This window comes from Qipengyuania benthica, assembly GCF_030717865.1.
Taxonomy (GTDB): domain Bacteria; phylum Pseudomonadota; class Alphaproteobacteria; order Sphingomonadales; family Sphingomonadaceae; genus Qipengyuania; species Qipengyuania benthica.
The window spans coordinates 561172-585595 of sequence record NZ_JAVAIL010000002.1 but is presented as its reverse complement, the minus strand read 5'-3'; the positions used below and the strand labels follow the sequence as shown (position 1 = coordinate 585595).

The window sequence follows — 24424 nt, the reverse complement described above, 5'->3', positions numbered from 1 at the left end:
GGCGCTGGCTATAGGCCTGCCCCATGACCACAAAGCCGATCCTCGCCGCCGCGCTCGCGGGCGCCACCCTGCTCACCGGCGCCTGCGCCTCCACCGGGAGCGGCGAGCGGGACACCGCCTATGTGGCCCGCGATGTCGAATCGCTCTACACCGTGGCCAAGCAGCGGCTCGACCGCAACCAGCCGACGCTGGCCGCGGCGCTGTTCGACGAGGTCGAGCGCCAGCACCCCTATTCGCCCTGGGCCCGCCGCGCGCAGCTGATGAGCGCGTTCAGCTATTACGCCGGTGCCGATTACAACAAGGCGATCCAGTCGGCGCAGCGCTTCCTGACGATCCACCCGGGCAACAAGGATGCGCCCTACGCTTATTACCTGATCGCGCTGAGCTATTACGAGCAGATCAGCGACGTCCAGCGCGACCAGAAGATCACCGAACAGGCGCGCACCGCGCTGACCGAGGTCAACCGCCGTTTCCCGCAGAGCGAATACGCCGCCGATGCGCGGTTGAAGCTCGACCTGGTGGAAGATCACCTCGCGGGCAAGGAAATGGAGATCGGCCGCTATTACCAGAGCAGCGGCCGCTGGATCGCGGCGCAGATGCGGTTCCAGAACGTGGTCGAGAACTTTCAGACCACCAGTCACGCCCCCGAGGCGCTCTACCGCCTGACCGAAACCAGCCTGGCGCTGGGGATTCCCGAGGAAGCGGTCAAATACGCGGCCGTGCTGGGCGCCAACTACCCCGGCAACAAATGGTACGACCGCGCCTACGAACTGGTGCAGGACCACGCAGCGGGCGTGACCGCGAGCTGATCGGCGAAGCCGGGGGCGGGGGACGCAGCTTCCCACCCCGACCGTCGTCCTCTGACTCACCCCTTCGTAATTGCGAGCCGCCGCAGGCGGCGCGGCGATCCATGGACGAAGCTATCCGCCTTGTCAGGCGAAGGAGACCACTCGCGCACTCAACCATGGATTGGCGCGTTCCTACGCTCCTCGCAATGACGAGAGCGGGTTTCCGGGGGCGAGCGGCGGCCCAGATAAGTCGGGCTCTCCGCTGGCCCGGAGGGTAGCGCGTCGATAAAGTCGGGCCGGAAGCGGAGCGACCGCTTGCTGCGATTCCGTGCCAAAAGCTGCCCGTCGCCAAACGACCCAGTTGCGGACAATAGGTATGCGTGCCACTTTCCTCGAAGGTGGTAAGGGGAGGTTGATGAGCGAGGACGGACGCAATTCGGTTTATCTCTGGTTGGGCACCTTAACGTTGTTTGGCGCCGTCTGGGCTTCCCTCCATTTCGATTTGTTCGAGGGAATCTCTGACACTTGGCTTTGGCCTGTCTTGACGGTGACGATTGTCGCGAACTTAGTTCAGACGGTTTGGGGCTTCTGGCAGCGCCGTGCCTCCAATCCGAAAAATCCAAATCGCCTTTAGCGACCGCTTTCCACCCACTATCGGACCTTCGCGCCGCGACGGGCGACCACCGAAAGTGGACTGACGGCTTGCCGCGATCCCGTGCCAAAAGCGGCCTGACGGGAAACGACCCAGTTGCCGACAGAGCTAAACTGCGCCATTCTTCTCTAACGTGGTGCCATTTATGGGTGATAGGGGATCCCGTATGCTCAATCGATTGCCGCCACGCTTACATTGGTTCCTTCGCAGCATGTTCTTTGCAGCACTAGGCTTTCTAGCTGGGGTCGGGGCTTTGGCTATATATTCTGGCGATGCGGACGGAACGAATTGGTGGCTACTCATACCGTTCAGCATTGGAGCTGCTCTAGCCGCGATTTTTCGCGAAGTGCCATCTCATATCCTGCGTGCTCATCAACAGGCCATAGGTGAACCCTAATGTCTGCTTTCCACCCAAATGTCGCCATTCGATGGGGGCCTTGGCTTTCCCGTAAGCGGACAGGCAGCTTGCGCAGGCGATTGGGAAAGAGCTGCCTGTCGGGTCGCGACCCACTAATAGACATCGGTATCTCTAAAGTGCTTTCATGGATTCCGAGATGCATGACCGGACCGCTCCGTAGAAAGAGACGGCTTTTTCGTCTCCTTCAATCTTCCAAATTAAGTCTTCGCTAGTGAAGCAAGAAATCTGCAAAACAAGGTCGTCCAAATTCTCAACCCAAGAGTCTCCATTCGGGATGTATTCTCCGGACCTGTCTCTGAAGTCCAACTTCCATCCACCCGGCATTTCCTTATAAAATGAGATAAATGTCGGTGGATCAGTCATGTTGGATTGAGCGATGAATGTTGACGTTGCCATCAGATGATGAGCTTCCCCGTTTTGACAACATCGGTTTGGCAGGAGTCAGGCTGTAGGACAACTTCCGCTTTCCACCCAAAGTCGGACATTCGTGCCGCGACGCGCTTTCACCGAAAGCAGCCGGGTGGGGCACCATGATCCGCCAAAAGGTGCCCGGCACGGCGAGGATCAGCCGGCTTTCCGCCCACAATTCGTCACCCTTTTTTCACCCATCTTCCTCGTCATTGCGAGCCACCGCAGGCGGCGTGGCAATCCATGGGTGGAGCCTTCCGCATTCGCGACCGTCGCGACCATGGGCGGCGCCCCGCCATGGATTGCCGCGTCGCTGCGCTCCTCGCAATGACGAGGCGGAGGTGCGGAGCGAGGAGCAAGCGGCGCTCTGCCCTTCGCGCCAAAGCGCGTCGGTCCCTCCGCCCTCGTCAGTCGCGGGTTCGATTGGCAACGCCCTCGCGCCCTTCGCCGCTTGTCTGCAGCCCGGCCAGAAGCTTCGTTTGCGCCTTGTCTCGCGGAATGATCCCCAGTTTTCCGTTGGATTCCAGCACGACCGCCATCACCCCGTCGAGCGAGGGCTGGCCGCTTTCACGCGCGGCGGATTCCAGATCCGCGCGGGCGACCCCTGTCTCGCGCATGGCGTCGTTCTTGCAAGCTCCGTCGAGGAACAGCAGCACCGGCTGGGCGGTGATCAGGCGGCGCAGCCGGGGAATGCGCAATTGCAGTCTCGCTACGACATATTGCAGCAGCACAAGCAGGGTGATCGCGGTCAGCAGTTCCACGAGCGCCACATGCCGCGCAGTGAGCGCGCGGCCGAAGGTGGCGCCGATCGCGATGGTGATGACGAAATCGAAGGAGTTCATCTGGCTGAGCGTGCGCGCGCCGCTCACTTTCAGGATGGCGACGATGGCCAGATAGCCGAGCGTGCCCACCACCAGGATGCGTGCGAGCGGCTCCCAGCCGCCGAACAGGAATACCGGATCCGCCATGGTGATTAGAAGGCGAGGCCTGCCGGTTCGTTCCTGCCGACCTTGTGAACAGCGCGCGTTTGCGGTCGTGACGAGGGGGCGGCGAGCGGCTAGAAGCGGGAGCGATGCTGACCCGGCTTTCCATCCGCAATATCGTGCTGATCGAGGCGCTCGAGCTGGAATTCGGGCGCGGGCTGGGCGTGCTCACCGGCGAAACCGGGGCGGGCAAGTCGATCCTGCTCGACGCGCTGGGGCTGGTGCTGGGCAATCGCGCGGAAAGCGCGCTGGTCCGCGGTGGGGAAGACAAGGCGAGTGTCACCGGCACTTTCGAGTTCGCCACGCTACCGCCGCCCGTGGCCGAGGCGCTGGACGACGCCGGGCTCGAGCTCGAGCCGGGCGAGCCGCTGCTGATCCGCCGCCAGTTGAAGGCCGATGGCGGGAGCAAGGCGTGGATCAACGATCAGCCCGCGGGCGTCGCGCTGCTGCGCGAACTGGCGCCGCATCTGGTCGAACTGCACGGCCAGCACGACGATCGCGGGCTGGTCAATCCGCGCGGCCATCGGCTGCTGCTCGACCGCTATGGCGGGGCGGATGCTGCCGCGCTGGCTGCGGCATGGAGCGCATGGCGAGGGGCGCAGGAGCGGCTGGAACAGGCGCGCGAGCGGCTCGATCAGGCCAAGACCGATCAGGATCTGCTGCTTGCGCATCTGGCGGAGCTGACCGCGCTCGAACCGCAGGCCGGCGAGGAAGCGCGGCTCGCCGGGACCCGCGCGGCGATGCAGAAGGGCGAGAAGCTGTCGGGCGATCTCGAGGAACTGCGCCATATCTGGGAAGGCTCGGATTCGCCGCTGGCGGCGCTGCGCGTGGCGGCGCGGCGGCTCGACCGGATCGCCGAGGAACACCCGCTGCTGGCCGAGGCGCTCGCGGCGCTCGACCGCGCGGTGATCGAGGCGGGCGAGGCCGAGGAGCGGCTGCAGCGCGCCGCCGAAGCGCTCGATCACGATCCCGCCGCGCTCGACGCCGCCGAGACGCGGCTGTTCGAGCTGCGCGCGATCGCCCGCAAGCATCGCTGCGAAGTGGACGAGCTCCCCGAGACGATGCGGAGGATGCGCGCCGCGCTCGATGCGATCGAGGGCGGCGAGGCCGAACTCGATGCGCTCGAGGACGCCGCGCGCCGCACCCGCGAGCGCTACGAGACGCAGGCGCGGGGCTTGCACGATCTGCGGGTCGAGGCGGCGCTGCGGCTCGATGCTGCGGTGGCGGGCGAACTCGCCCCGCTCAAGCTCGACGCCGCCAGTCTGCGCACCGCGGTGGTGGAACTGCCCGAGGAGCGCTGGGGCGCGCATGGCATGGACGGGGTCGAGTTCCTGATTTCGACCAATCCGGGCGCCGATCATGCTCCCTTGGGCAAGATCGCCAGCGGCGGCGAATTGTCGCGCTTCATCCTGGCGCTCAAGGTGGCGCTGGCCGAGCAGGGCGGCGCGGCGACGGTGATCTTCGACGAGATCGACCGCGGGGTCGGCGGCGCGGTGGCATCGGCGATCGGCGAGCGGCTGGCGCGGCTCGCAAGCGGCGGACAATTGCTCGCGGTCACGCACAGCCCGCAGGTCGCCGCCCGCGGGACCACGCATTACATGATCGCCAAGAGCTCCGACGGCACCGTCACCCGCACCAGCGTCGCCCGTCTCGACGAGGCCGGCCGCCAGGAAGAGATCGCGCGGATGCTCAGCGGCGCCGAGGTGACGCCCGAGGCGCGGGCGCAGGCGGATCGTCTGCTGGAGGGGGTGTGATGCGGCCGGGCGAGATTGTTTCTATCGCATTTTTCTTTGGTGCAATCGCTGGACTCACAGCGATCTCGTCGAAGAAAATAGGCGAGGCGGACAGGGAAGCGGCCTTGGCGGCGGCGATCAAGGCTGAATTCCATTGGGTTCCGGGGTTTTCCGTTTACTCCAAAGACCACGATCCATCGACGATCGACACTCTTTGTCTCGAAAGCCGAGAGGCTTACGATCTGAAATCGCTCTCCGGGCATTTGTCGGACACCATCTTACGACCTGTCCCTGTCAGTTTGTGCCGCCGGGAAATCGAGGAAGGCGATTTTGGAATGTTTACAGCTGTTTTTCATCACTTTGGACCCAGAGATGAAAGCGCAGCGCATCTTAAGGTCGCGCAGATCGAATGCCAAACTTCATCGTCATGCACGATCGATATAGACGGTTTCGGCGGTGGCAATCGACATTTTATCGAGCGTAAGGGCCAGGATTGGCAGGTGGTGAAGAGCCAAATGCTCTGGGTCGTATGAGCGCGCATTTAGACCCCACCGAAGCCCAGGCCGCCAACGAGTTGATGCGGCTCGCGCGGGCGATCGCGCGGCACGACCGGCTGTATCATGCCGAGGATGCGCCCGAGGTCAGCGATCAGGAATACGACGCGCTGGTGCGGCGCAATGCCGAGCTGGAGGCGGCGTTTCCGCAGCTGGTGCGCGAGGATTCGCCTTCGCGCAAGGTCGGGCATGCGGTCGCCGCCTCGCCGCTGTCCAAGGTCACGCACGAAGTGCGGATGATGAGCCTCGACAACGCCTTTGCTGCCGAGGAGGTGGGCGAGTGGCTGGCGCGGGTGCGGCGGTTTCTGGCGCTGGCGGAGGACGCGAAGCTGGCGATCACCGCCGAGGACAAGATCGACGGGCTGTCCTGCTCGCTGCGCTACGAGAAGGGTATGCTGGTGCGCGCGGCGACGCGCGGCGACGGACAGGTGGGCGAGGACGTCACCGCCAATGTCGCGCAGATCGGCGATATCCCGCAGCGGCTTGCGGGCGATGGCCCCGAGGTCTTCGAGGTCCGCGGCGAGGTCTATATGGCGCGCGCCGATTTCCTCGCGCTCAACGCAGCGCAGGAGGAAGCGGGCGCCAAGCTGTTCGCCAATCCGCGCAACGCCGCCGCGGGCTCGCTGCGGCAGAAGGACGCGAGCGTCACCGCCGCGCGGCCCTTGCGCTTCTGGGCACATGGCTGGGGCGCCGCGAGCGAGGTGCCGGGCGAGACCCAGCTCCAGGTGATGCGGCAGATCGAGCGCTGGGGTCTGCCGGTCTCGCCGCTGTTCGCGCGGGTCGAAAGCCTCGAGGCGATGCTCTCGCATTACGCGAAGATCGGCGAACAACGCGCTGAATTGCCATACGAAATCGACGGTGTGGTCTACAAGGTCGATCGGCTCGACTGGCAAGGGCGGCTGGGCTTCGTCGCCAAGGCGCCGCGCTGGGCGCTGGCGCATAAATTCCCCGCAGAGCGCGCCGAAACCACGCTGGAAAGCATCGATATCCAGGTCGGGCGCACCGGCAAGCTGACCCCGGTCGGGCGGCTCGCCCCGGTGCTGGTGGGCGGGGTGACGGTAACCAATGTCACGCTCCACAATCGCGACGAGATCGCGCGCCTCGGCGTTAGACCGGGCGACCGGGTGCTGGTCCAGCGCGCGGGCGATGTCATCCCGCAGCTGGTCGAGAACCTGACCCCGGAGGCCAAGCGCACCCCCTACCATTTCCCCGATCATTGCCCGAAGGAATACGGCGGGTGCGGCAGCGAGGCGGTGGCCGAGGAGGGCGAGGTCGATGTCCGCTGCACCGGCGGGCTGATCTGCCCGGCGCAGCGCACCGAGCGTTTGAAGCATTTCGTCAGCCGGGCGGCGCTCGATATCGACGGGCTGGGCGAGAAGACGATCGACCAGTTTTTTGCGCTCGGCTGGCTCGAAAGCCCTGCCGATATCTTCCGGCTGAGGAAGCGCCGGGCGGAGATCCTCGCGCTCGAGGGCTGGCAGGACAAGTCTGTGGACAATCTGTTGGCAAGTATCGAGGCCAAGCGCGCGCCCGATGCCGCGCGGCTGCTGTTCGGGCTCGGCATCCGCCATGTCGGCGCGGTGACCGCGCGCGACCTGTTGAAGGGGCTGGGCGATATTCGCCGCCTGCCGGAAAAAGCCGCCGAATTCGCCGCCTACCGCGAGGCGAACCCGCGCGGCGCGGAGGAAAAGGAAAGCCCGTTCAACAGCCGCATGGTCGAGGCCGTGAAGACCATCTTCGAGGTGCGTGCCGACGGGATCGGCACCGCGGTCGGGCACGCGCTTGCCGATTTCTTCCACGAGCAGCACAATCGCGCCGTGTGGGACGATCTGCTCTCCGAAGTCTCGCCCCCGCGCTATGAGGTCGAGACCAGGGACAGCCCTGTCACCGGCAAGACCGTCGTCTTCACCGGCAAGCTGGAAACCATGAGCCGCGACGAGGCCAAGGCGCAGGCCGAACGGCTGGGCGCCAAGGCTGCGGGCTCGGTCAGCGCCAAGACCGATCTGGTGGTGGCCGGGCCGGGCGCGGGATCGAAGCTCAAGAAGGCCGCGGAGCTCGGCATCGAAGTGATCGAGGAAAGCGAATGGGCGCGGATCGTTGCTGCCGCCCAGTGATCCCGCCCGAACTCGCGATGCGCCGCAAGCTGCCGGAACTTCTAAACAAATTGACGCGAGCGGGAACGCTACGCCCGTGCCACGTTGGACTCGTGTGACACCATGGATACGTTTTCTCGCCCTGTTCCTGCCCGTCCTGATGCTGGCTTTGTTGGTCGCCTGGCTTCCGCGCCTCGTCGGTGACGAGCAGGAGGATGCGAGCGAGCCGGTCGTGGTGCCGCTCGTCCTGACGCCCGCCGAACGCGCGCTGCAGGAGGAGCTGGTGGAACTGGCCGATGGCTTCGATGGCGAGGTCGGGCTGGCGGTGCAGGACGTTTCCACCGGGCGGATTCTCCATGCCAATGGCGATGAACTCTATCCGCAGCAAAGCGTCAGCAAGTTCTGGGTGGCGCTCGCGGCGCTGGGCGAAGCCGACGAAGGCGATTTCGATCTCGCCGAGCAGGTGACGCTGCGCCGCGAGGACATGACGGTGTTCCACCAGCCGCTGCGCGAGATCGTCCGCGCGCGCGGACGCTTCGACACCGATTACGGCGATCTGCTCGACCGCGCGCTCACCCGCAGCGACAACACCGCCAACGATCGCATCCTGCGCCGGATCGGCGGGCCCGAGACGGTCCAGGACTTCATCGACGATGCCGATCTGGAAGGGATCCGCTTCGGCACCGACGAGCGCACCAAGCAGAGCGCCATTGCCGGGCTCGAATGGGACCAGGACTACTCGATCGGCAATGCCTTTTTCGACGCCCGCGAGGAGGTCCCCGATGCGGTGCGCGCGGCCAGCTTCGAAGCCTATCTCGCCGATCCGATCGACGGTGCCTCGCCGATCGCCATCGCGCATGCGCTGGGCCAGCTCGCGCGCGGCGCATTGCTGTCCTCGGTCTCGACCGAGCTGATCCTGTCGACACTGGAGCAGACCCGCAGCGGCCCGCGCCGATTGAAGGGCGGGGTGCCGGCGGGCTGGACGATCGCGCACAAGACCGGAACCGGCCAGTTCTACGGCGGCGAGCAATCGGGCTACAACGATATCGGCATTCTCACCTCGCCCGAGGGGCGCGAATATTCGGTGGTGGCGATGATCCGGCGTACCGGTGCGCCCACCATCGCGCGGATGCAGATGATGCAGGAGGTCGTTCGCGCGATGGTGCGCTACGACGAGGCTGCCTATCCGGACAGCGGCGACGAACCTCAGGGCGACGAGGTCAACACGGAGCCCTGAGGTCTCCCGTCAGTCGTTGGGCATCAGGTGAATTTCGCGCACCGCCGAGGTCTTGCGCTGCGAGAGCGCGAAGACCACCGCATCGGCGACATCTTCGGGCTGGAGCTTTTCGGGCTTGGCCTCTTCGAAGAATGGCGTGTCGACCATGCCCGGCGAGATCACCGTGCAGCGGCCGCCCCATTCGCGCATTTCCTCGGCGAGATTGCCCGCCAGCCCGTGAACGAACCACTTGGTCGCACCATAGACCGAGCCCTTGAGATGGTCGCGGCCCGCTTTGGAGCCGGTGACGACGAAATGGCCTTGTGTCCGACGCAGATGCGGCAGCGTGGCGTGCGCGGTCTGCAATACCGCGAGCACATTGAGGTGGATCATTGCGTGCCATTGCTCGGGATCGCCTTGCTCGACGCCCGGCTTGCTCACACCCATCCCGGCATTGGCGAATACGGCATCGAGCCCGCCGAACTGATCGACAGCCTTGGCGACCGCATCGTCCAGCGCGGCGCGATCGGTGATGTCGCATTCCAGCGCCAGCGCGGAATCGCCGATCTCGCCCGCCAGCTCTGCGAGCTTGTCGCCCGAGCGCGCCAGCAGCGCGACGTTCCAGCCGGCTTTGGCGGCGGCGCGGGCGCTGGCGGCGCCGATCCCGCTGGAGGCGCCGGTGATGAGAAGTGTTCTGGCCATGTGGGTCCCTTTCCGGATGTGGCGTCGGAAGCGGAATGGGCGAGGGCGGAGGCTTGTTCCTGTCAGAGCGGGACGCCGGCTGCCGGATCGGGCTCGTCGATCCATTGCATGACCCCGCCCGCCAGCGGGGTCCACACGCCCATCGTCATGCCCGCATGGGCGAGCGCATCGCCGATCCACTGGTTGCAGGTGTTGGTGAGCGTGTACCGCCCCAGAGCGTCGTAATTCTGCGCGCCGATCTCGTAGCTGGAATAGCTGCGCGGCTTTACGCCGCGGGGCAGCGCCGGGAGCGCGGCCTCGATCCGCGCGACCAGCCGCGCGTATTCCTCCGGGCGCAGCGTCACAGGACGATGATGCTCGGAGGGCATCGGGCGGACGTAATGCCCCACGCGCATCAGCCCCTCGCCGCCGTACAGCACGATGCGGATCACCGTCGCGGGTTTCAGATCGCTCCAGGTCGGGGTCTCGAGGAACACCTCCTTCTCGCCCCAGCTCACCGCCATATGGGTGGGCAATTGCCCGTCGAGCGCGCGCGGCTGCCCGGCGGAGGGGAAGGTGGTGCGCCAGTCCTTCACCGCGCTGACCACCGGCATGACGATCCCGGTGTGGACGCCATTGGTCTCGACCATGATGGTCACGCCGCGCTCGGGCTCGCTCCAGCCGGGATTGCGCGGCAGCGCGGCGCCGATCCAGGCGGCGAGCAGGAAGGCGGCGGCGATGAGCAGCGGAGCCAGCACGACCCCTGCCAGCCAGATCCGCCAGCGCTTCAGCGGGTGCGGCTGTTGCGCAGCCAAAGGATCGACCAGTCGCCGCGCACCAGCCGCCGCGCCAGCCGCATCCCCTGGCGGCGGTAGGCGGCGCGGACCTCGGCTTCCTGCGTCTCGAGCAGACCCGCCAGCACCACATGGCCGCCGGGCGCGGTGGCGGCGGCGAATTCGGGCGCCAGCGCGATCAGCGGGCCGGCGAGGATGTTGGCGATCAGCAGATCGTAGGGACCGCGCGCGCGCAGCAGCGGATCGCCCATCCCGTCGGCAATGGTCGGCATCAGCTGACCGGGACCTTCGCCCAGCGGGATAGCGTTGCTGCGGGCGTTGGTCAGGATCACGTCGAGACAGACCGGGTCGATATCCGACGCGGTGGCAAGGGCGCGCGGCCACAGCTGCATCGCGGCGAAGGCGAGCAGCCCGGTCCCGGTGCCGATATCGGCATGGTTGCGCACCACCAGCCCCTCGCGCTTCATCAGGTCGAGCATCGCGAGGCAGCCTGCGGTGGTGGCGTGCTGGCCGGTACCGAAGGCCTGGCTGGCCGGGATCGCAAGGTTGACGGCGCCGGGATCGGGCGCGTGATCCGGGGTGTGGACGTGAAAGCGGCCGGCACGGATCGGCTCGATCCCCTGCTGGCTGCGCGTGACCCAGTCGGTCGGAGGCAGCTTTTCGACGGTGAAGGTGGGCGGATCGTCCTCGAACAAGGCATTGATGGCGCGCTTGTCCGCAGCGGTGGGGCGGCGCGGCAGCCACGCCTCGATCATCCACTCCTCTGGCCGCGGCTCGGCGATCTCGTGCGCGGAGAGGACGATATCGGGATCCCATCCCTCGTCCTCCGCCTGCCGATCGAGCGCGGCACTCGCCCGCTCGCGCGAGACTGCGCCCGAGATTTTCCAGCCGTCACTCATGGTTCGCTCCCCGCCTCATCAGCGCACATAGCTCGCGCCATTGGCGTCCAGCGTGGTGCCGGTCATGCTGGGCGGGGCGTCGAGCGCGCAGAAGGCGATCATCGCGGCGATTTCCTCGGGCTCGGCGACGCGGCCGAGCGGGATGTCGGCGAGCAGGCCGGGGCCGCCGCGGCTGTCGAGATAGTCGCCCGCCATCGCGGTGTCGGTGAAGCCGGGCGCGATCGCGAAGCTGAGGATGTTCTCGCCGGCATAGGCGCGGGCGATGGTCTTGTGCAGCGCCAGCATCCCGCCCTTGCTGGCGGCATAATGCCAATGCGCCGGGCTGTCGCCGCGATGACCCGCGCGGCTGGCGACATGGACGATCCGCCCGCCGCGCGTGTCGCCCTTGGCGGCGCGCTCCTGCCAGTGGCGCACCGCGAAGCGCGACAATTGCGCCGCGGCGGTCAAATTGATCCGCATGGTGTCCTCGAACGCCGCGAGCCAGTGAAGGTCGGTCGCGTCGATCGGATTGGGGGCGAACAGGCCGGCGTTGTTCACGAGCACATCGATTTCGCCGCCCGCGCGGGCAAGCGCCGCCTGCCACAATTCGTGCGGCGCGAAAGGCTCGGTGAAGTCCGCGGGCACGGTGTCGGTCGCCGAGCTGGTTGTCGCCTGGCCGACGACCGTGGCGCCGCGCGCCTCGAGCGCCGCCTTGGCCGCCGCGCCGATCCCGCGGCTCGATCCGGTGAGCAGGATGCAAGTCATGCAAGCGCCTATTCGCAAATTTGCGCCATTTGTCGAGGGTACCCGCCTTGTCTCTCCCGTCATGTCCGCTAAAGGAGGGCCTCCAATTTCCATCGACCGGACAAAAATCATGGCCGACCGCCCGCTTTCGCCGCACCTCTCGATCTGGAAATGGGGCCCGCATATGCTGGTCTCGATCCTCCACCGCGCCACCGGCGACGGGATGGCGACGCTCGGGCTGGCGCTGGTGCTGTGGTGGCTGGGCGCGCTGGCGGGGGGGGCGGAAAGCTACGCCATTTTCGCGGGCGTGATGGGCAGCCCGCTCGGGATCGTGGTGCTGGTCGCATTGAGCTGGGCGTTCTTCAATCACATGAGCTCGGGCATCCGCCACTTCGTCATGGACATCGGCGCGGGCTTTGAAATCGACAGGAACAAGACCGGAGCCTTCGTCTCGATCGCCTCGGGCATCGTCCTGACGATCCTGTTCTGGGCCGTCGTTCTCCTCACCTGAAAGACACGTTGAATCATGGGCAGACGCACAACACTCGAACGCTACGGCAGCAAGACCACCGCCATCGGGCGGGTTCGCGGGCTCGGCTCCGCGCATGACGGCGCGCATCACTGGCTGATGCAGCGCTTCACCGCGATCGGCAATCTGGTGCTGGTGAGCTTCCTGCTGATCAGCCTGGCGCTGCTCCCGGCGTATGATTACCTCGCCATGTTCGCCTGGGTCGCGCAGCCGCTGGTCGCCACCGCGCTGGCGCTGCTGGTCATCAGCGTGTTCTGGCACGCGCGGATCGGAATGCAGGTGATGATCGAGGATTACGTCGACACGCCGGGCAACAAATTCGCCGCGCTCGCCGCGCTCAATCTCGTCGCGGTCGGGGGCGTGGTCTTCGCCCTGTTCAGCATCGCCCGCATCGCTTTCGCAGGAGTTGCCTGATGGCCAATCCCGCTCCGCAGACCGGCTCCGCGCCGGGTCGCGGCTCGTCCAATGCCGCCTATCCGATCATCGAGCACACCTATGACGTCGTCGTCGTGGGCGCGGGCGGATCGGGGCTGCGCGCCACCATGGGCGCCGCCGAAGCCGGGTTGAAAACCGCCAATATCACCAAGGTCTTCCCCACCCGCTCGCACACCGTGGCGGCGCAGGGCGGCATTGCCGCCAGCCTGGGCAACAACACTCCCGATCACTGGTCGTGGCACATGTACGACACCGTCAAGGGTTCCGACTGGCTCGGCGATCAGGACGCGATCGAATATCTCGTGCGCGAGGCCCCGCAGGCGGTCTACGAGCTCGAGCATGCCGGCGTACCCTTCAGCCGCAACGAAGACGGCACCATCTATCAGCGCCCCTTCGGCGGCCACATGCAGAACATGGGCGCCGGCCCGCCGGTGCAGCGCACCTGCGCCGCGGCCGACCGCACCGGCCACGCCATGCTCCACGCGCTCTATCAGCAGAGCCTGAAGTACTCGGCCGATTTCTTCATCGAATATTTCGCGCTCGACCTGATCATGAAGGACACGCCTTCGGGCAAGGTCTGCGTCGGGGTGATCGCGATGTGCATGGACGACGGCACGATCCACCGCTTCCGCGCGCATTCGGTGGTGCTGGCGACCGGCGGCTACGGCCGCTGCTACTACACCGCCACCAGCGCGCACACCTGCACCGGCGATGGCGGCGGCATGGTGCTGCGCGCCGGGCTGCCGATGCAGGATATGGAATTCGTCCAGTTCCACCCGACCGGGATCTACGGCGCGGGCGTGCTCATCACCGAAGGCGCGCGGGGCGAGGGCGGCTATCTGACCAATTCCGAGGGCGAGCGCTTCATGGAGCGCTATGCGCCTTCCGCGAAGGATCTCGCCAGCCGCGACGTGGTCTCACGCTCGATGGCGCTGGAAATGCGCGAAGGGCGCGGCGTCGGCGCGGAGGGCGATCACATCTTCCTCCACCTCGACCATATCGATCCCGCGATCCTGGCTGAACGCCTTCCGGGAATCACCGAGAGCGGCAAGATCTTCGCCGGCGTCGATCTCACCCGCCAGCCGCTGCCGGTGACCCCGACGGTGCATTACAACATGGGCGGCATCCCCTGCAATTATCACGGCGAAGTGATGGCGGGCGATCCTTCCGATCCCGAGAAGATCGTTCCGGGCCTGTTCGCGGTGGGCGAGGCGGCCTGCGTCTCGGTCCACGGCGCCAACCGGCTGGGTTCGAACTCGCTGATCGATCTGGTCGTGTTCGGCCGCGCGACCGGGCACCGGCTGAACGAGCTGATCAAGCCCGGCGAAAGCCATGACGAACTGCCCGCCGACAGCGCCGATCTGGCGCTGACCCGGCTGGATCACTTCCGCCACGCGAATGGCGGTTCGCCCACCGCCGAGGTTCGCGCCGAAATGCAGAAGGGCATGCAGAAGCACGCCGCAGTGTTCCGCAACAGCGAATTGCTGGCGGAAGGCGTCGAGGCGCTCGCGCGGGTCAACAAGCGGATGGAGGACATTCACGTCACCGACCGCTCGCTGATCTGGAACAGCGATCTGATCGAAACGCTCGAGCTCGACAATCTCATGGCGCAGGCCAATGTCACCATCGCCTCGGCCGAGAACCGCAAGGAAAGCCGCGGCGCGCATGCGCATGAGGATTTCCCCGATCGCGACGACGCCAACTGGATGAAGCACACCATCGCCACCTTCGACGGCTGGGGCGGCAAGGGCGGCAAGATCGAGATCGGTTACCGCCCGGTGCATGAGTTCACGCTGACCGACGATGTCGATTATATCGAGCCCAAGGCGCGGGTGTATTGAGGCGACTGCCTCGAATGACATGACTTCGAAGACGGCCGGGGCGGAAACGCTCCGGCCTTTTTCGTTTACTGCAACCAGCGAGGATTGCCGCTCTCGACAGCGGTGTTTACAAGCGTAGTCCGATCGTCTACAAATGTAATCGAGAGGCCGTAGCAAGAGATTCGATCATGCCGAGCGACCCGTCCGGAGAGCGCATATCCGATGCCGAACATGCGGTGATGGAGGTGTTGTGGGACCAGAGCCCGCGCTCCGCCACCGATGTCTGCGACGCCATTTGCGAAACGCGCGATTGGTCGATCGCTACCGTCAAGACGCTGCTGTCGCGGCTGGTGGTCAAGGGCGCGCTGGCGACCGAGCCCGAAGGGCGCCGATTTCTCTACCGTCCCCTGATTGCCCGCTCGACCTATGTCGGCGGCGAATCGCAGCGGCTGGTCGATCGCCTGTTCGGCGGACGCGCGTCCTCGCTGTTCGCGCAGCTGGCGCAGAGCGAGGCGCTCACCGAGGAGGATCTCGCGGAGATGGAATCCCTGCTCAAGGAGTTGCGTCGATGACCCAATATCTGCTCGACACGCTGGTATGGACCGGGGCGCTGATCGCTCTGGTGCTGCTGCTGCGCCGTCCCGTGGCGCGGCATTTCGGGGCGCAGGCGGCTTATGCGCTGTGGGCGCTGCCGCTGCTGCGGCTGGCGATCCCGCCGATTATCCTGCCCGCCTGGCTTGGTCCCGCCGAGGCCGTGCCGTCGCCGTCGGTCGCAATGGTGTCGCCCGAATCCGCTGCCAGGCCCGCGGCCGATTTCTCCGCTCATGCCGATGGGTTGGCCACGCCCGTTGCCACGCTGCCTTCGCCGATCGACTGGCTTACGCCCTTGCTGGTCCTCTGGCTGGCAGGTGCCGCGATATTTGTGGTACGCCGCTTCGCGCTGTACTTCGCCATGCGAAGCGAATTGCTCGCGGGCGCGAAGCCGGTGGGCGAGGCGGGCCGCGTGCGGCTGGTCGAGACCCCGGCGACGCTCGGACCGGTGGCCTTCGGCGTCTTCGATCCGGTCGTCGCGCTTCCCGAAGGCTTTATGGCGCAGCACGATCGCCGCAGCCGCGATCTCGCCATCGCCCACGAGCTGGCGCATCACCGTGGCCACGATCTGCTCGCCAACGTGCTGGTCCAGCCGCTGTTTGCGCTGCACTGGTTCAACCCGCTCGGCTGGTTCGGCTGGACCGCGATGCGGCGCGATCAGGAGGCCGCCTGCGACACCCGCGTGCTGGCTGCGCGCAGCCGCGAGGAACGCGCCGCCTATGCCGCGATCATCGCCGGTTTCGCCACCGCAGCCGGTGCCGCGCCGCGGCTCGCGCTGGCGGCGCCGATGGCCTGCCCGGTGCTGGGCGACAAATCCATCATTCACCGTCTGAGGAGCCTGACCATGTCCGACATCTCCCCCCGCCGCCGCTTCGCCGCGCGCGCGCTGCTGACAGGTGCGGCGCTGGCGCTGCCGCTGACCGCCTCGATCAGCTACGCCGAGACCGCCGTACCCGAGGCTCCTGCAGCCCCCCAGGCACCGCCTGCGCCCGATGGGCCGATTGCGCCCGCTGCACCGCCCGCTCCCGATGCGCCGCTTGCACCCGCCGCGCCGCTTACACAGCCGCCTGCGCCGACACCGCCTGCGCCACCTGCACCCCCCACGCATCCGGCCGCCTCCGACAGGTCGATGGAGTTCAGCATCGAACGCCATATCGAAGCGCGGGTCGAGCGCGAGCTGGACGCCGCCGAGATCGCAGTGGAGCAAGCCGAGTTCGAGGTGGAGCGGATCCGCGAACACGCGCACGACCGCGCCGAACTGCGCGCCGAGATGGCCGAACTGCGCCGGGAACTCGCTCATGACGGCGAAATGCGGCGCGAGGTCCGGCTCGCCGCAAGCGAGGCTCGGGCCGCGGCGCCCGAGGTGGTGATGAGCTGCCAGCGCGGCCAGACGGAAGTGGTCCGCAGCGGCACCACACGCGGAGGCCGCGAGGCCCTGTTCGTCTGCAAATCCGCCGCGCTGAAAACCGCGCGCGCATCGATCGAGAGCATGCGTCGGACGATCCGCAGCGATCGCAACCTATCGGCGGCGGAGCGCGCCGAGGCGCTGCGCGCGCTCGACGAGGCGCTGGCGGAGATGCGCGCAGAGGGCTGACGCCCCGGCGCGCGCGTCAGCCGATCTGCGTGATCGCGTCGCAGGCGCGGTCGTCGCCGCCAAGGCCGAGGCGGAGAGCCTCGCTGCGCTGGCGGCTGGTGCCGTGGGTGAAATTCTTCTCGCTCACCCTGCCGCCGGTCAGACGGTCGTCGCCGATCGCCGCGGCGGCCTGCAGGCCTTCCTCGATATCGCCCGGTTCGATGAGATTGCGGTTCTTGCCCGCCCAGACCCCGGCATAGCAGTCCGCCTGCAGCTCCATCAGCACCTGCAGCGCATTGCCATCGCCGGATGACTGCTGCTGCGCGCTGCGGATATGACCGGACACGCCGGTCAGTGTCTGAACGTGGTGGCCGTATTCGTGCGCGAGGACATAGTAGCGCGCGAAATCGCCGCTGTTGCCCGCCATTCGCGCGAGCTCGTCGTAGAAGCGGGTGTCGATATAGATCGTCTCGTCGGCGGGGCAGTAGAACGGGCCCATCGCCGCGCTGCCGCTGCCGCAGCGGGTGTTCACTGTGTCGGCGCTGTAGAGATCGAGCGTCGGCCTGCGGAAGGCGGCGGCGAAACCCTGTTCCTCGAAGGTGCGGCTCCAGGTGCTGTCGAGCGATTCCAGCGCGTTGCAGGCTTCGGTCGCATATTGGCTGGCCGAGCACACCGCTTGCGCGTCGGTGTCGACGGCGCTTGCCTGCGAGCTTCCCTGCTGGACGTTTTCCACCGTGGCGGCGGTTTGGATCGGATCGAGCCCGAAGACGAAATAGCCCAGCGCCGCGAGGATGATCGTCCCGCAGCCCAGACCCCCTGCCTTGCCGCCGGGCATTCCGCCCCGGCCGCTCGAGCGCACCTTGATGTTGTTCGCGTTGAACGGATTGAGCCGCATGTCCTACTTCCCCGGTGATGTTCGTCGCTGGACAGCGCGACCCGCTTGCGCGATGCGGCTTGCAACATTGATCAACGTTTGGAGGCCGATTTGTTTCTCGAAGGAAAACGCGCGCTTGTCACCGGGTCGACCTCGGGCATCGGCCTCTCCATTGCGCGAGCGCTGCGGACCGAGGGGGCCGAGATCGTGCTCAACGGTTTCGGCGACGCAGGCGAAATCGCCGCGCTGTGCGAGGAGCTGGGCGCCAGCCATTCGGGTGCCGATCTCACCGATGTCGCGCAGATCGAGGCGATGATGGCCGAAGCGGGCGGAATCGACATTCTCGTCAACAACGCCGGGATGCAGCATGTCGCCCCGGTCGAAGAATTTCCGGTCGCCAAATGGGACACGATCATCGCGCTCAACCTGAATGCCGCTTTCCACACCATCAGGCTCGCGGTGCCGGCGATGAAGCAGCGCGGTTGGGGCCGGATCATCAACACCGCCAGCGCGCATTCCAAGGTCGCGTCGCCGTTCAAGAGCGCCTACAACGCCGCCAAGCACGGGCTCGACGGACTGACCAAAACGGTCGCGCTGGAACTGGCCGAACACGGCGTCACCGCCAATTGCATCAGCCCCGGCTATGTCTGGACTCCGTTGGTCGAGAACCAGATCCCCGACACCATGGCGGCGCGCGGACTGACCCGCGAGCAGGTCGTGAACGACGTTCTTCTGGTCAAGCAGGCGACCAAGAAATTCGTCCAGCCCGCCGAAGTCGGCGCGCTGGCGGTGTTCCTGTGCCGCGACGAGGCGCAGAACGTCACCGGCGCGAACTGGAGCATGGACGGCGGCTGGACCGCGGAGTAGCCGCAATGGGCTCGTTGCAGCTCGTCATGCTCGCCCTGTGCGCGGCAAGTCTGGCAGTGAGTATCGCGACTTTCGTCATGGCCGCACGCGAACCGGACCTGCGCTGGAAGCCTGCGTGGGCGCTGTTGGCACTTGTCGGGACGGGCGGTGCGGCGATGGTGTGGTCGGCACCCGGCAGCGTGTACTGGTTCTTCGGAGTGGCGGTCCCGACCGCATCCTACGCTTCCGTCGATGGCGGCTGGCAACCGGCGATGGTGCGCTGCCTGTTCCCGACGGGAGCGTTGATCGTGTTGCTCCGCCTGTATCTTCATCGTGCCAGGAGGCTGCGCTCGACTCGGCCGACCGAGCCCGTTTCCAGCCGCCCGACGCGAAGCGACGGTCGCGAGGCGTGAAACTCGGAACTTGCTGGCGTGCAACCCGTTCATTACACAAATCCTGCCGACGAACGGCAGTCACGCACGGCCGGCTTCGCAGTTCGGCCAACAGGAGGAAAGATTATGAAAAAGCTCGCACTTGCCATCGCCATTCCCGCCCTGTCGCTCGCGGCTTGCGGCGAAGACACTGCCTATGAGGAAACCGGCGATGCGCTCGAAGAGCGTGCCGATGCCGTCGAAGACGTAGGCGACGATCGTGCCGCGGCGCTCGAAGAAGCCGCCGACGAGGCGCCGACCGATGCCATGGAAGACCGTCTGAACGCCCGCGCCGAGGCGATCGACGATACCGGCGACGAGGCCGCCGACCGCATCAACGAAGTCGCCGACGAAATGGAATAAGCCGCATTCGGGGTGCGAACCCTGATCGCGATAGGAAAGGGCTCCGCCGAGGCGGGGCCCTTTTCGTTTGTGCAGTTCGTTTACGCGGCACGTTTGCGCTACACGTTTCTGCAGCACGCGCGCGCCGCACGCCCGCCTGCCACTAGCGCCCGTCACAAACCGTCGTTACATGGGCCGCCACCTTCCCTCCCGCAGGCGATTCTCAACGTGGCACATCTCGACATTCCCCTCGGCCTGACCTTCGACGACGTGCTGCTGCGCCCCGCCGAGAGCGATATCCTGCCTTCGATGGCGAACACCGCGACCAGGCTGACCCGCGCGATCGGGCTCAACATTCCGGTCATCTCCAGCGCGATGGATACGGTCACCGAGGCCGACATGGCGATCGCCATGGCGCAGATGGGCGGGATCGGCGTGCTGCACCGCAATCTGCTGGTCCCCGACCAGGTCGCCTCGGTGCGTGCGGTCAAGCGCTACGAGAGCGGCATGGTGGTCAACCCGATCACCATCCATCCCGATGCCACGCTGGGCGAGGCGCAGGAGCTGATGGCCGCCAACCGCATCAGCGGCATTCCCGTGACCGACCGCGACGGCAAGCTGGTCGGCATCGTCACCAACCGCGACGTTCGCTTCGCCGAGAACCCGCGCCAGCCGGTGCGCGAGCTGATGACCACCGACGATCTCGCCACCGTGCCGCTGGGCACCGGTCAGGAAGCCGCGCGCCGGCTGCTCCACCAGCGGCGGATCGAGAAGCTGCTGGTGGTCGACGACCACGGCAAATGCGTCGGGCTGATCACGGTCAAGGATATCGAGAAGGCGGTCGCCTATCCCAACGCCACCAAGGACGAGACCGGCCGCCTGCGCGTCGCCGCGGCGACCACGGTGGGCGATGCCGGATTCGAGCGCACCGAGGCGCTGATCGATGCCGAGGTCGATGTGGTGGTGATCGACACCGCGCACGGCCACAACAAGGAAGTCGCGCGCGCGGTCGAGCGGGTCAAGAAGCTGTCCAATTCGGTCCAGGTGATCGCAGGCAACGTCGCCACCGCCGAGGCCACCAGGGCGCTCGCGGGCGCGGGCGCGGATGCGATCAAGGTCGGGATCGGGCCGGGGTCGATCTGTACCACCCGCGTGGTCGCGGGCGTCGGCGTGCCGCAGCTCACCGCGATCATGGAATGCGCCGAGGAAGGCGAGAAGCACGGCGTCCCGGTTATCGGCGATGGCGGGCTCAGGACCAGCGGCGATGCCGCCAAGGCACTGGCTGCGGGCGCTTCCTGCGTCATGATCGGCTCGATGCTCGCGGGGACCGAGGAAGCGCCGGGCGAGACCTTCATCTACCAAGGCCGCAGCTACAAGAGCTATCGCGGGATGGGCAGCGTCGGCGCGATGGCGCGCGGCAGCGCCGACCGCTATTTCCAGCAGGACGTCTCGGCGCAGAAGCTGGTCCCCGAAGGCATCGAGGGTCAGGTGCCCTACAAGGGTCCGGCGAGCGCGGTGGTCCACCAGCTGGTCGGCGGGATCAAGGCGGCGATGGGCTACACCGGCGCCGCGAGCATCGAGGAATTGCGCAGCAAGGCGCAATTCGTCCGCATCACCGGAGCGGGTCTGACCGAGAGCCACGTCCACGACGTTGCGATCACCCGCGAGGCACCGAACTATCCGACGCGATGAATCCTCCCCATTTCCAATGGGGAGGGGGACCACGAAGTGGTGGAGGGGTATTTTGATGAAACGCAAGGCAGACCCCTCCACTGGCCTGCGGCCGGTCCCCCTCCCCAAGCTGGCTTGGGGAGGATCATGACGCCCGCCGCTCGCGTCCAGACCGCGATCGAACTGCTCGACGCGATCATCGCCGCCGCGCGCGGCAAGGGTGCGCCCGCCGACCGAATCCTCGCCGAATGGTTTCGCGCCAACCGGTTCGCCGGTTCGAAGGACCGGCGCGCGATCCGCGAACTGGTCTATCGCACGATTCGCGCCTGCGGGCCGGTTCCCGCCAGCGGGCGCGGGGCGATGCTGCGGCTGGCCGAGACCGATCCTGCCATCCCGCCGCTGTTTGACGGGTCGCAATACGGCCCGGCTCCCATTGACGCGGGCGAAGAGCCGGCGGCAGGCGGAGTGGCCCCCGACTGGCTGGTCGAGCGCCTCGCGCGTTCGGGGGTCGAGGGCGAGCGAGCCGAGGCGCTACTGGGCCGCGCGCCGCTCGATCTGCGTGTCAACGCGCTCAAGGCCGAGCGCGCCACGCTCGACCTGCCCGAACCGGCAGAACCCACCGCCGCGCCGCATGGGCTGCGCGTCGCAACCGGAACTGCGGTCGAGCGATGGCCGCAATGGGCCGACGGGCTGATCGAGGTGCAGGACACGGGCTCGCAGCTCGCCTGTCTGGCGCTGGCTGCGCAGCCCGGCGAGACGGTGGTGGATCTGTGCGCCGGGGGTGGGGGCAAGACGCTGGCGCTGGCCGCCGCGATGGACAATCAGGGCCGGCTGATCGCCGCCGACACGGATCGCAACCGGCTTTCGCGGCTCGCCCCGCGCGCCGAACGCGCCGGGGCCAGCCTGATCGAGACCCGGCTGCTCGATCCGGGCCGCGAGCTGGAAGCGCTCGGCGATCTCGCCGGTCTTGCCGACGCGGTGCTCGTCGATGCGCCGTGCTCGGGCACCGGCACCTGGCGCCGCAATCCCGAGGCGCGCTGGAGGCTCGACGAGACCGAACTGGCGCGGCTGGCGCAATTGCAGGCGCATATCCTCGATCTGGCGGTTGCGCTGCTCAAGCCCGGCGGAAGGCTGGTCTATGTCACCTGCACGCTGCTCGACGCCGAGGGGGCGGATCAGTTCGAGGCACTGCTCGCGCGCCATCCGCAGCTCGCGGCGCAGCCGCTCGCGCTCTCGCTGGGCCGCGAGCGGGGGCAGGGCACCCGCCTCACTCCGCTGCACGACGGGACCGACGGATTTTTCATCGCCTGTGCAGCTTCGGCGTGTTAATCCCGCCGGATCATGGCTGACCAGGCCCATTCCCGCCGTATCGGCACCCCGGAGACCATCATGCGCTTTGCCCCCGCCGCCGCCGCCCTTTCGCTGGCCCTCGTGATGACCGCGAGCGCGAGCATGGGTGCCGACCGCGAACCGGCCCCGCGCGCCGCGATGCTGATCGCCGAGGGCCGCGCCGCGCTCGAAGCGGGCGACACGCAGGTGGCGATCGACTCCTTCGAGGCGGCGCTGACGGTCGATCCGGGCTATACGCCGATCTTCCTCGAACTGGCGCGCGCCGCGCGCAGCGACGAGCTGCAGGGCAAGGCGATCCGCTATTATCGCGAGGCGCTGACCCGCGATCCGGGCAATCTCGCCGCGATATCGGGCGAGGGTGCGGCTCTGGTCGAGAAAGGCGCGGTCGAGAAGGCGCGGCTCAACCTGGCCAAGCTGGAGTCGCTGTGCGGCGAAGCCTGCCCCGAGACGCAGCGTCTGGCGCAGACGATCGCGCAAGGCACCAAGCAGCGCGTGCTGACCGCCGAAATGGTCCTGCCCGATACCGAAGTGGTTCAGTCCAACTGATCTCGGCAGGTCGCGCAGGCTCGCGGTTCAGACCAGTTCGCGGAAGGCCTCCAACACGGTGCGATAGACCCGCTTCTTGAACGGCACGATGAGCTCGGGCAATTGCTCGGGATCGACCCATTTCCAGTCGCAGAATTCGGGCGGATCATGCGCCTCGAGATCGATATCGTCATCGCTGCCGGTGAAGCGCGCGAGATACCAGACCTGCTCCTGCCCGCGATATTTGCCGCCCCACAGCTTGCCGATCAGCTCTTCGGGCAGATCGTAGCGCATCGCCTCGTCCATCCGCTTGAGCAGGGTGACATGCTCGGGCCTGGCGCCGGTTTCCTCGCCCAGTTCCCGCAGCGCTGCTTCCTCGAGATCCTCGCCTTCGTCGACGCCGCCCTGGGGCATCTGCCACCAGTCGCCTTCCTTGTTGTCGATCCGGCGCCCGACGAAGACGCGGCCTTGGGCGTTGACCAGCATCACCCCGACGCAGGGGCGATAACCCAGCTTGTCTTGCGCATCCTTCATCGGGTGAGACGCGCCAGCTTGACCTTGATCGCGCCGAGGAAGGCCTCGAGATCGGCCTGCCCGCTGGGGATCGCCTTGCGCAGCGTGACGAAGCCGTGGATTACGCCGGGAAATTCGAAATAGCTCACCTCGGTCCCCTGCTGGATCAGATGCGCGGCGTATTCGCGTCCGGAATCGCGCAAGGGATCGAGCCCGGCGGTGCAGATTACCGTGGGCGGAGTGTTGGAACAGTCGCCGACCATCGGGGTGTGGCGCGGGTCGCTGGCGTCGCCGCCATATTGCCGGGTGAACCACGCCATCGCCGCGCCGGTCAGCAAAAAGCCTTCGTTGAACAGCGCGAAGCTGCTGTGCTCGGTGATATCGCTCGCCACCGGGTAAATCGGCGCCTGCACCAGCACGGGCACTGCAGCGGGGGTGTTGACCAGCTGGTTGGTGGTGACGATGGTGAGATTGCCGCCGGCGCTGTCGCCGCTGATGACCAGCCCGGTGACCTCGCGGCCCAGCTCGGCGGGAGAGGAGGCGATCCAACGCGCCGCCGCCTCGCAATCGTCGGGCGCGGCAGGGAAAGGGTGTTCGGGAGCGAGCCGATATTCGACCGAGACCACCGGCAGGTCGAGCTGGTGGGCGATCTCGCTGCACAGCGAATCGTAAACCTCGATATCGCCGATCACGAAGCCACCGCCGTGGATGAACACCACGCAGGGTCCGGCCTTGCGGCTTTCCTTCGTGTCGTAGAGCCGCAGCGGGATATCGCCCTCGGGGCCGGGGCAGGTGAGATCGCGGTGCACGGCGAGCGCGCGATTATCGGCTTCGGCGACCGCTTTCATCGCCCGCATCTGCTGGCGGCCATCGACCGCGCCGACTTCCTCGACGCCCTTGCCGCCCATCTGCTCGAGCATGTCGAGAAATCCGCGCACATCCTCGCGCACGTAATGTTCGCTCTTGTCCATCGCCGGTCTCC

Annotated in this window: 25 protein-coding genes; 17 read left to right on the top strand and 8 right to left on the bottom strand. The window is 66.9% G+C overall.

Annotation, left to right across the window (positions count from 1 at the left end):
- Nucleotides 1–23: 23 nt before the first annotated feature.
- Together Q9K01_RS08080 and Q9K01_RS08075 are read left to right on the top strand one after the other, a co-directional pair.
- Nucleotides 24–809 carry an outer membrane protein assembly factor BamD gene (locus Q9K01_RS08080; RefSeq protein WP_305929698.1) on the top strand — a complete coding sequence of 262 codons (786 nt, stop codon included), beginning with the start codon at nucleotides 24–26 and terminating at the stop codon, nucleotides 807–809.
- 394 nt (nucleotides 810–1203) lie between these two features.
- Nucleotides 1204–1422 carry a hypothetical protein gene (locus Q9K01_RS08075; protein ID WP_305929697.1) on the top strand — a complete coding sequence of 73 codons (219 nt, stop codon included), beginning with the start codon at nucleotides 1204–1206 and terminating at the stop codon, nucleotides 1420–1422.
- Nucleotides 1423–2673: 1251 nt separating this feature from the next.
- Here Q9K01_RS08075 and Q9K01_RS08070 read toward each other — a convergent pair.
- Nucleotides 2674–3234, bottom strand: coding sequence for a DUF421 domain-containing protein (locus Q9K01_RS08070; RefSeq protein ID WP_305929696.1), 561 nt, complete (start codon nucleotides 3232–3234; stop codon nucleotides 2674–2676).
- A gap of 104 nt (nucleotides 3235–3338) precedes the next feature.
- On the opposite strand from Q9K01_RS08070, the gene recN reads away from it, so the two are divergent.
- The 4 genes from recN (at nucleotide 3339) to Q9K01_RS08050 (ending at nucleotide 8866) form a co-directional block, all read left to right on the top strand.
- Complete coding sequence (gene recN, locus Q9K01_RS08065) at nucleotides 3339–5003, top strand: DNA repair protein RecN (RefSeq protein WP_305929695.1); 1665 nt, start codon at nucleotides 3339–3341, stop codon at nucleotides 5001–5003.
- Complete coding sequence (locus Q9K01_RS08060; RefSeq protein ID WP_305929694.1) at nucleotides 5003–5515, top strand: hypothetical protein; 513 nt, start codon at nucleotides 5003–5005, stop codon at nucleotides 5513–5515. The genes recN and Q9K01_RS08060 overlap by 1 nt, the downstream gene beginning before the upstream one ends.
- Entirely contained in the window at nucleotides 5512–7650 is a 2139-nt protein-coding gene (ligA, locus tag Q9K01_RS08055; RefSeq protein WP_305929693.1) for an NAD-dependent DNA ligase LigA, read from the top strand. Before Q9K01_RS08060 ends, ligA begins: the two co-directional genes overlap by 4 nt.
- A gap of 76 nt (nucleotides 7651–7726) precedes the next feature.
- Entirely contained in the window at nucleotides 7727–8866 is a 1140-nt protein-coding gene (locus Q9K01_RS08050) for a serine hydrolase (protein WP_305929692.1), read from the top strand.
- A 9-nt stretch (nucleotides 8867–8875) separates the two neighbouring features.
- Here Q9K01_RS08050 and Q9K01_RS08045 read toward each other — a convergent pair whose 3' ends face one another.
- From Q9K01_RS08045 to Q9K01_RS08030, 4 genes are all read right to left on the bottom strand, one after another.
- Entirely contained in the window at nucleotides 8876–9547 is a 672-nt protein-coding gene (locus Q9K01_RS08045) for an SDR family oxidoreductase (protein WP_305929691.1), read from the bottom strand.
- Nucleotides 9548–9609: 62 nt separating this feature from the next.
- The gene (locus Q9K01_RS08040) at nucleotides 9610–10341 is read right to left on the bottom strand and encodes a DUF2459 domain-containing protein (protein WP_305929690.1); all 732 of its coding nucleotides are present in this window, start codon (nucleotides 10339–10341) and stop codon (nucleotides 9610–9612) included.
- Nucleotides 10314–11219 carry a 50S ribosomal protein L11 methyltransferase gene (locus tag Q9K01_RS08035; RefSeq protein WP_305929689.1) on the bottom strand — a complete coding sequence of 302 codons (906 nt, stop codon included), beginning with the start codon at nucleotides 11217–11219 and terminating at the stop codon, nucleotides 10314–10316. The genes Q9K01_RS08040 and Q9K01_RS08035 overlap by 28 nt, the downstream gene beginning before the upstream one ends.
- A gap of 18 nt (nucleotides 11220–11237) precedes the next feature.
- Entirely contained in the window at nucleotides 11238–11963 is a 726-nt protein-coding gene (locus tag Q9K01_RS08030; RefSeq protein WP_305929688.1) for an SDR family NAD(P)-dependent oxidoreductase, read from the bottom strand.
- Between the two features lie 109 nt (nucleotides 11964–12072).
- On the opposite strand from Q9K01_RS08030, the gene sdhC reads away from it, so the two are divergent.
- The 5 genes from sdhC to Q9K01_RS08005 all read left to right on the top strand — a co-directional run bounded on the left by sdhC (nucleotide 12073) and on the right by Q9K01_RS08005 (nucleotide 16911).
- Complete coding sequence (gene sdhC / locus Q9K01_RS08025) at nucleotides 12073–12453, top strand: succinate dehydrogenase, cytochrome b556 subunit (RefSeq protein WP_305929687.1); 381 nt, start codon at nucleotides 12073–12075, stop codon at nucleotides 12451–12453.
- A 15-nt stretch (nucleotides 12454–12468) separates the two neighbouring features.
- Nucleotides 12469–12885, top strand: a complete 417-nt coding sequence (gene sdhD, locus Q9K01_RS08020) for a succinate dehydrogenase, hydrophobic membrane anchor protein (RefSeq protein ID WP_305929686.1) — start codon at nucleotides 12469–12471, stop codon at nucleotides 12883–12885.
- Nucleotides 12885–14747, top strand: coding sequence for a succinate dehydrogenase flavoprotein subunit (gene sdhA / locus Q9K01_RS08015; RefSeq protein WP_305929685.1), 1863 nt, complete (start codon nucleotides 12885–12887; stop codon nucleotides 14745–14747). Before sdhD ends, sdhA begins: the two co-directional genes overlap by 1 nt.
- A gap of 167 nt (nucleotides 14748–14914) precedes the next feature.
- A complete protein-coding gene (locus tag Q9K01_RS08010; protein WP_305929684.1) occupies nucleotides 14915–15298 on the top strand; it encodes a BlaI/MecI/CopY family transcriptional regulator in 384 nt (127 codons plus the stop codon).
- Nucleotides 15295–16911: a M56 family metallopeptidase gene (locus tag Q9K01_RS08005; RefSeq protein WP_305929683.1), complete on the top strand. Its 1617-nt coding sequence runs from the start codon at nucleotides 15295–15297 to the stop codon at nucleotides 16909–16911. Before Q9K01_RS08010 ends, Q9K01_RS08005 begins: the two co-directional genes overlap by 4 nt.
- A 16-nt stretch (nucleotides 16912–16927) precedes the next feature.
- Here Q9K01_RS08005 and ypfJ read toward each other — a convergent pair whose 3' ends face one another.
- Complete coding sequence (ypfJ, locus tag Q9K01_RS08000; RefSeq protein ID WP_305929682.1) at nucleotides 16928–17785, bottom strand: KPN_02809 family neutral zinc metallopeptidase; 858 nt, start codon at nucleotides 17783–17785, stop codon at nucleotides 16928–16930.
- Nucleotides 17786–17875: 90 nt separating this feature from the next.
- Here ypfJ and Q9K01_RS07995 point away from each other — a divergent pair, with 90 nt between their 5' ends.
- The 6 genes from Q9K01_RS07995 (at nucleotide 17876) to Q9K01_RS07970 (ending at nucleotide 22950) form a co-directional block, all read left to right on the top strand.
- A complete protein-coding gene (locus Q9K01_RS07995; protein WP_305929681.1) occupies nucleotides 17876–18631 on the top strand; it encodes a 3-hydroxybutyrate dehydrogenase in 756 nt (251 codons plus the stop codon).
- Nucleotides 18632–18636: 5 nt separating this feature from the next.
- Complete coding sequence (locus tag Q9K01_RS07990) at nucleotides 18637–19023, top strand: hypothetical protein (protein WP_305929680.1); 387 nt, start codon at nucleotides 18637–18639, stop codon at nucleotides 19021–19023.
- Between the two features lie 105 nt (nucleotides 19024–19128).
- Complete coding sequence (locus Q9K01_RS07985) at nucleotides 19129–19404, top strand: hypothetical protein (protein ID WP_305929679.1); 276 nt, start codon at nucleotides 19129–19131, stop codon at nucleotides 19402–19404.
- 207 nt (nucleotides 19405–19611) lie between these two features.
- Nucleotides 19612–21075: an IMP dehydrogenase gene (guaB, locus tag Q9K01_RS07980; protein ID WP_305929678.1), complete on the top strand. Its 1464-nt coding sequence runs from the start codon at nucleotides 19612–19614 to the stop codon at nucleotides 21073–21075.
- A 126-nt stretch (nucleotides 21076–21201) separates the two neighbouring features.
- A complete protein-coding gene (locus Q9K01_RS07975) occupies nucleotides 21202–22383 on the top strand; it encodes an RsmB/NOP family class I SAM-dependent RNA methyltransferase (protein ID WP_305929677.1) in 1182 nt (393 codons plus the stop codon).
- Between the two features lie 12 nt (nucleotides 22384–22395).
- Nucleotides 22396–22950 (top strand): tetratricopeptide repeat protein, encoded by a 555-nt coding sequence (locus tag Q9K01_RS07970; RefSeq protein ID WP_305929676.1) that lies wholly within the window; start codon nucleotides 22396–22398, stop codon nucleotides 22948–22950.
- A 27-nt stretch (nucleotides 22951–22977) separates the two neighbouring features.
- Here Q9K01_RS07970 and Q9K01_RS07965 read toward each other — a convergent pair whose 3' ends face one another.
- Nucleotides 22978–23463 carry an RNA pyrophosphohydrolase gene (locus Q9K01_RS07965; RefSeq protein WP_305929675.1) on the bottom strand — a complete coding sequence of 162 codons (486 nt, stop codon included), beginning with the start codon at nucleotides 23461–23463 and terminating at the stop codon, nucleotides 22978–22980.
- Nucleotides 23460–24413, bottom strand: a complete 954-nt coding sequence (locus Q9K01_RS07960; protein ID WP_305929674.1) for an alpha/beta hydrolase — start codon at nucleotides 24411–24413, stop codon at nucleotides 23460–23462. The genes Q9K01_RS07965 and Q9K01_RS07960 overlap by 4 nt, the downstream gene beginning before the upstream one ends.
- Nucleotides 24414–24424: the final 11 nt, after the last annotated feature.

Bases quoted from the DNA above. Each gene is read 5' to 3' on its own strand.
- Q9K01_RS07990 (WP_305929680.1), top strand. From the start codon at position 18,637: ATGGGCTCGTTGCAGCTCGTCATGCTCGCCCTGTGCGCGGCAAGTCTG.
- ligA (WP_305929693.1), top strand. From the start codon at position 5,512: ATGAGCGCGCATTTAGACCCCACCGAAGCCCAGGCCGCCAACGAGTTG.
- sdhD (WP_305929686.1), top strand. From the start codon at position 12,469: ATGGGCAGACGCACAACACTCGAACGCTACGGCAGCAAGACCACCGCC.
- Q9K01_RS08060 (WP_305929694.1), top strand. From the start codon at position 5,003: ATGCGGCCGGGCGAGATTGTTTCTATCGCATTTTTCTTTGGTGCAATC.
- sdhA (WP_305929685.1), top strand. From the start codon at position 12,885: ATGGCCAATCCCGCTCCGCAGACCGGCTCCGCGCCGGGTCGCGGCTCG.
- Q9K01_RS07960 (WP_305929674.1), bottom strand. From the start codon at position 24,413: ATGGACAAGAGCGAACATTACGTGCGCGAGGATGTGCGCGGATTTCTC.
- Q9K01_RS08080 (WP_305929698.1), top strand. From the start codon at position 24: ATGACCACAAAGCCGATCCTCGCCGCCGCGCTCGCGGGCGCCACCCTG.
- Q9K01_RS08075 (WP_305929697.1), top strand. From the start codon at position 1,204: ATGAGCGAGGACGGACGCAATTCGGTTTATCTCTGGTTGGGCACCTTA.
- Q9K01_RS07975 (WP_305929677.1), top strand. From the start codon at position 21,202: ATGACGCCCGCCGCTCGCGTCCAGACCGCGATCGAACTGCTCGACGCG.
- sdhC (WP_305929687.1), top strand. From the start codon at position 12,073: ATGGCCGACCGCCCGCTTTCGCCGCACCTCTCGATCTGGAAATGGGGC.
- Q9K01_RS08010 (WP_305929684.1), top strand. From the start codon at position 14,915: ATGCCGAGCGACCCGTCCGGAGAGCGCATATCCGATGCCGAACATGCG.
- Q9K01_RS08070 (WP_305929696.1), bottom strand. From the start codon at position 3,234: ATGGCGGATCCGGTATTCCTGTTCGGCGGCTGGGAGCCGCTCGCACGC.
- Q9K01_RS08030 (WP_305929688.1), bottom strand. From the start codon at position 11,963: ATGACTTGCATCCTGCTCACCGGATCGAGCCGCGGGATCGGCGCGGCG.
- Q9K01_RS07965 (WP_305929675.1), bottom strand. From the start codon at position 23,463: ATGAAGGATGCGCAAGACAAGCTGGGTTATCGCCCCTGCGTCGGGGTG.
- Q9K01_RS08005 (WP_305929683.1), top strand. From the start codon at position 15,295: ATGACCCAATATCTGCTCGACACGCTGGTATGGACCGGGGCGCTGATC.
- Q9K01_RS08035 (WP_305929689.1), bottom strand. From the start codon at position 11,219: ATGAGTGACGGCTGGAAAATCTCGGGCGCAGTCTCGCGCGAGCGGGCG.
- Q9K01_RS08045 (WP_305929691.1), bottom strand. From the start codon at position 9,547: ATGGCCAGAACACTTCTCATCACCGGCGCCTCCAGCGGGATCGGCGCC.
- Q9K01_RS07970 (WP_305929676.1), top strand. From the start codon at position 22,396: ATGGCTGACCAGGCCCATTCCCGCCGTATCGGCACCCCGGAGACCATC.
- ypfJ (WP_305929682.1), bottom strand. From the start codon at position 17,785: ATGCGGCTCAATCCGTTCAACGCGAACAACATCAAGGTGCGCTCGAGC.
- Q9K01_RS07985 (WP_305929679.1), top strand. From the start codon at position 19,129: ATGAAAAAGCTCGCACTTGCCATCGCCATTCCCGCCCTGTCGCTCGCG.
- recN (WP_305929695.1), top strand. From the start codon at position 3,339: ATGCTGACCCGGCTTTCCATCCGCAATATCGTGCTGATCGAGGCGCTC.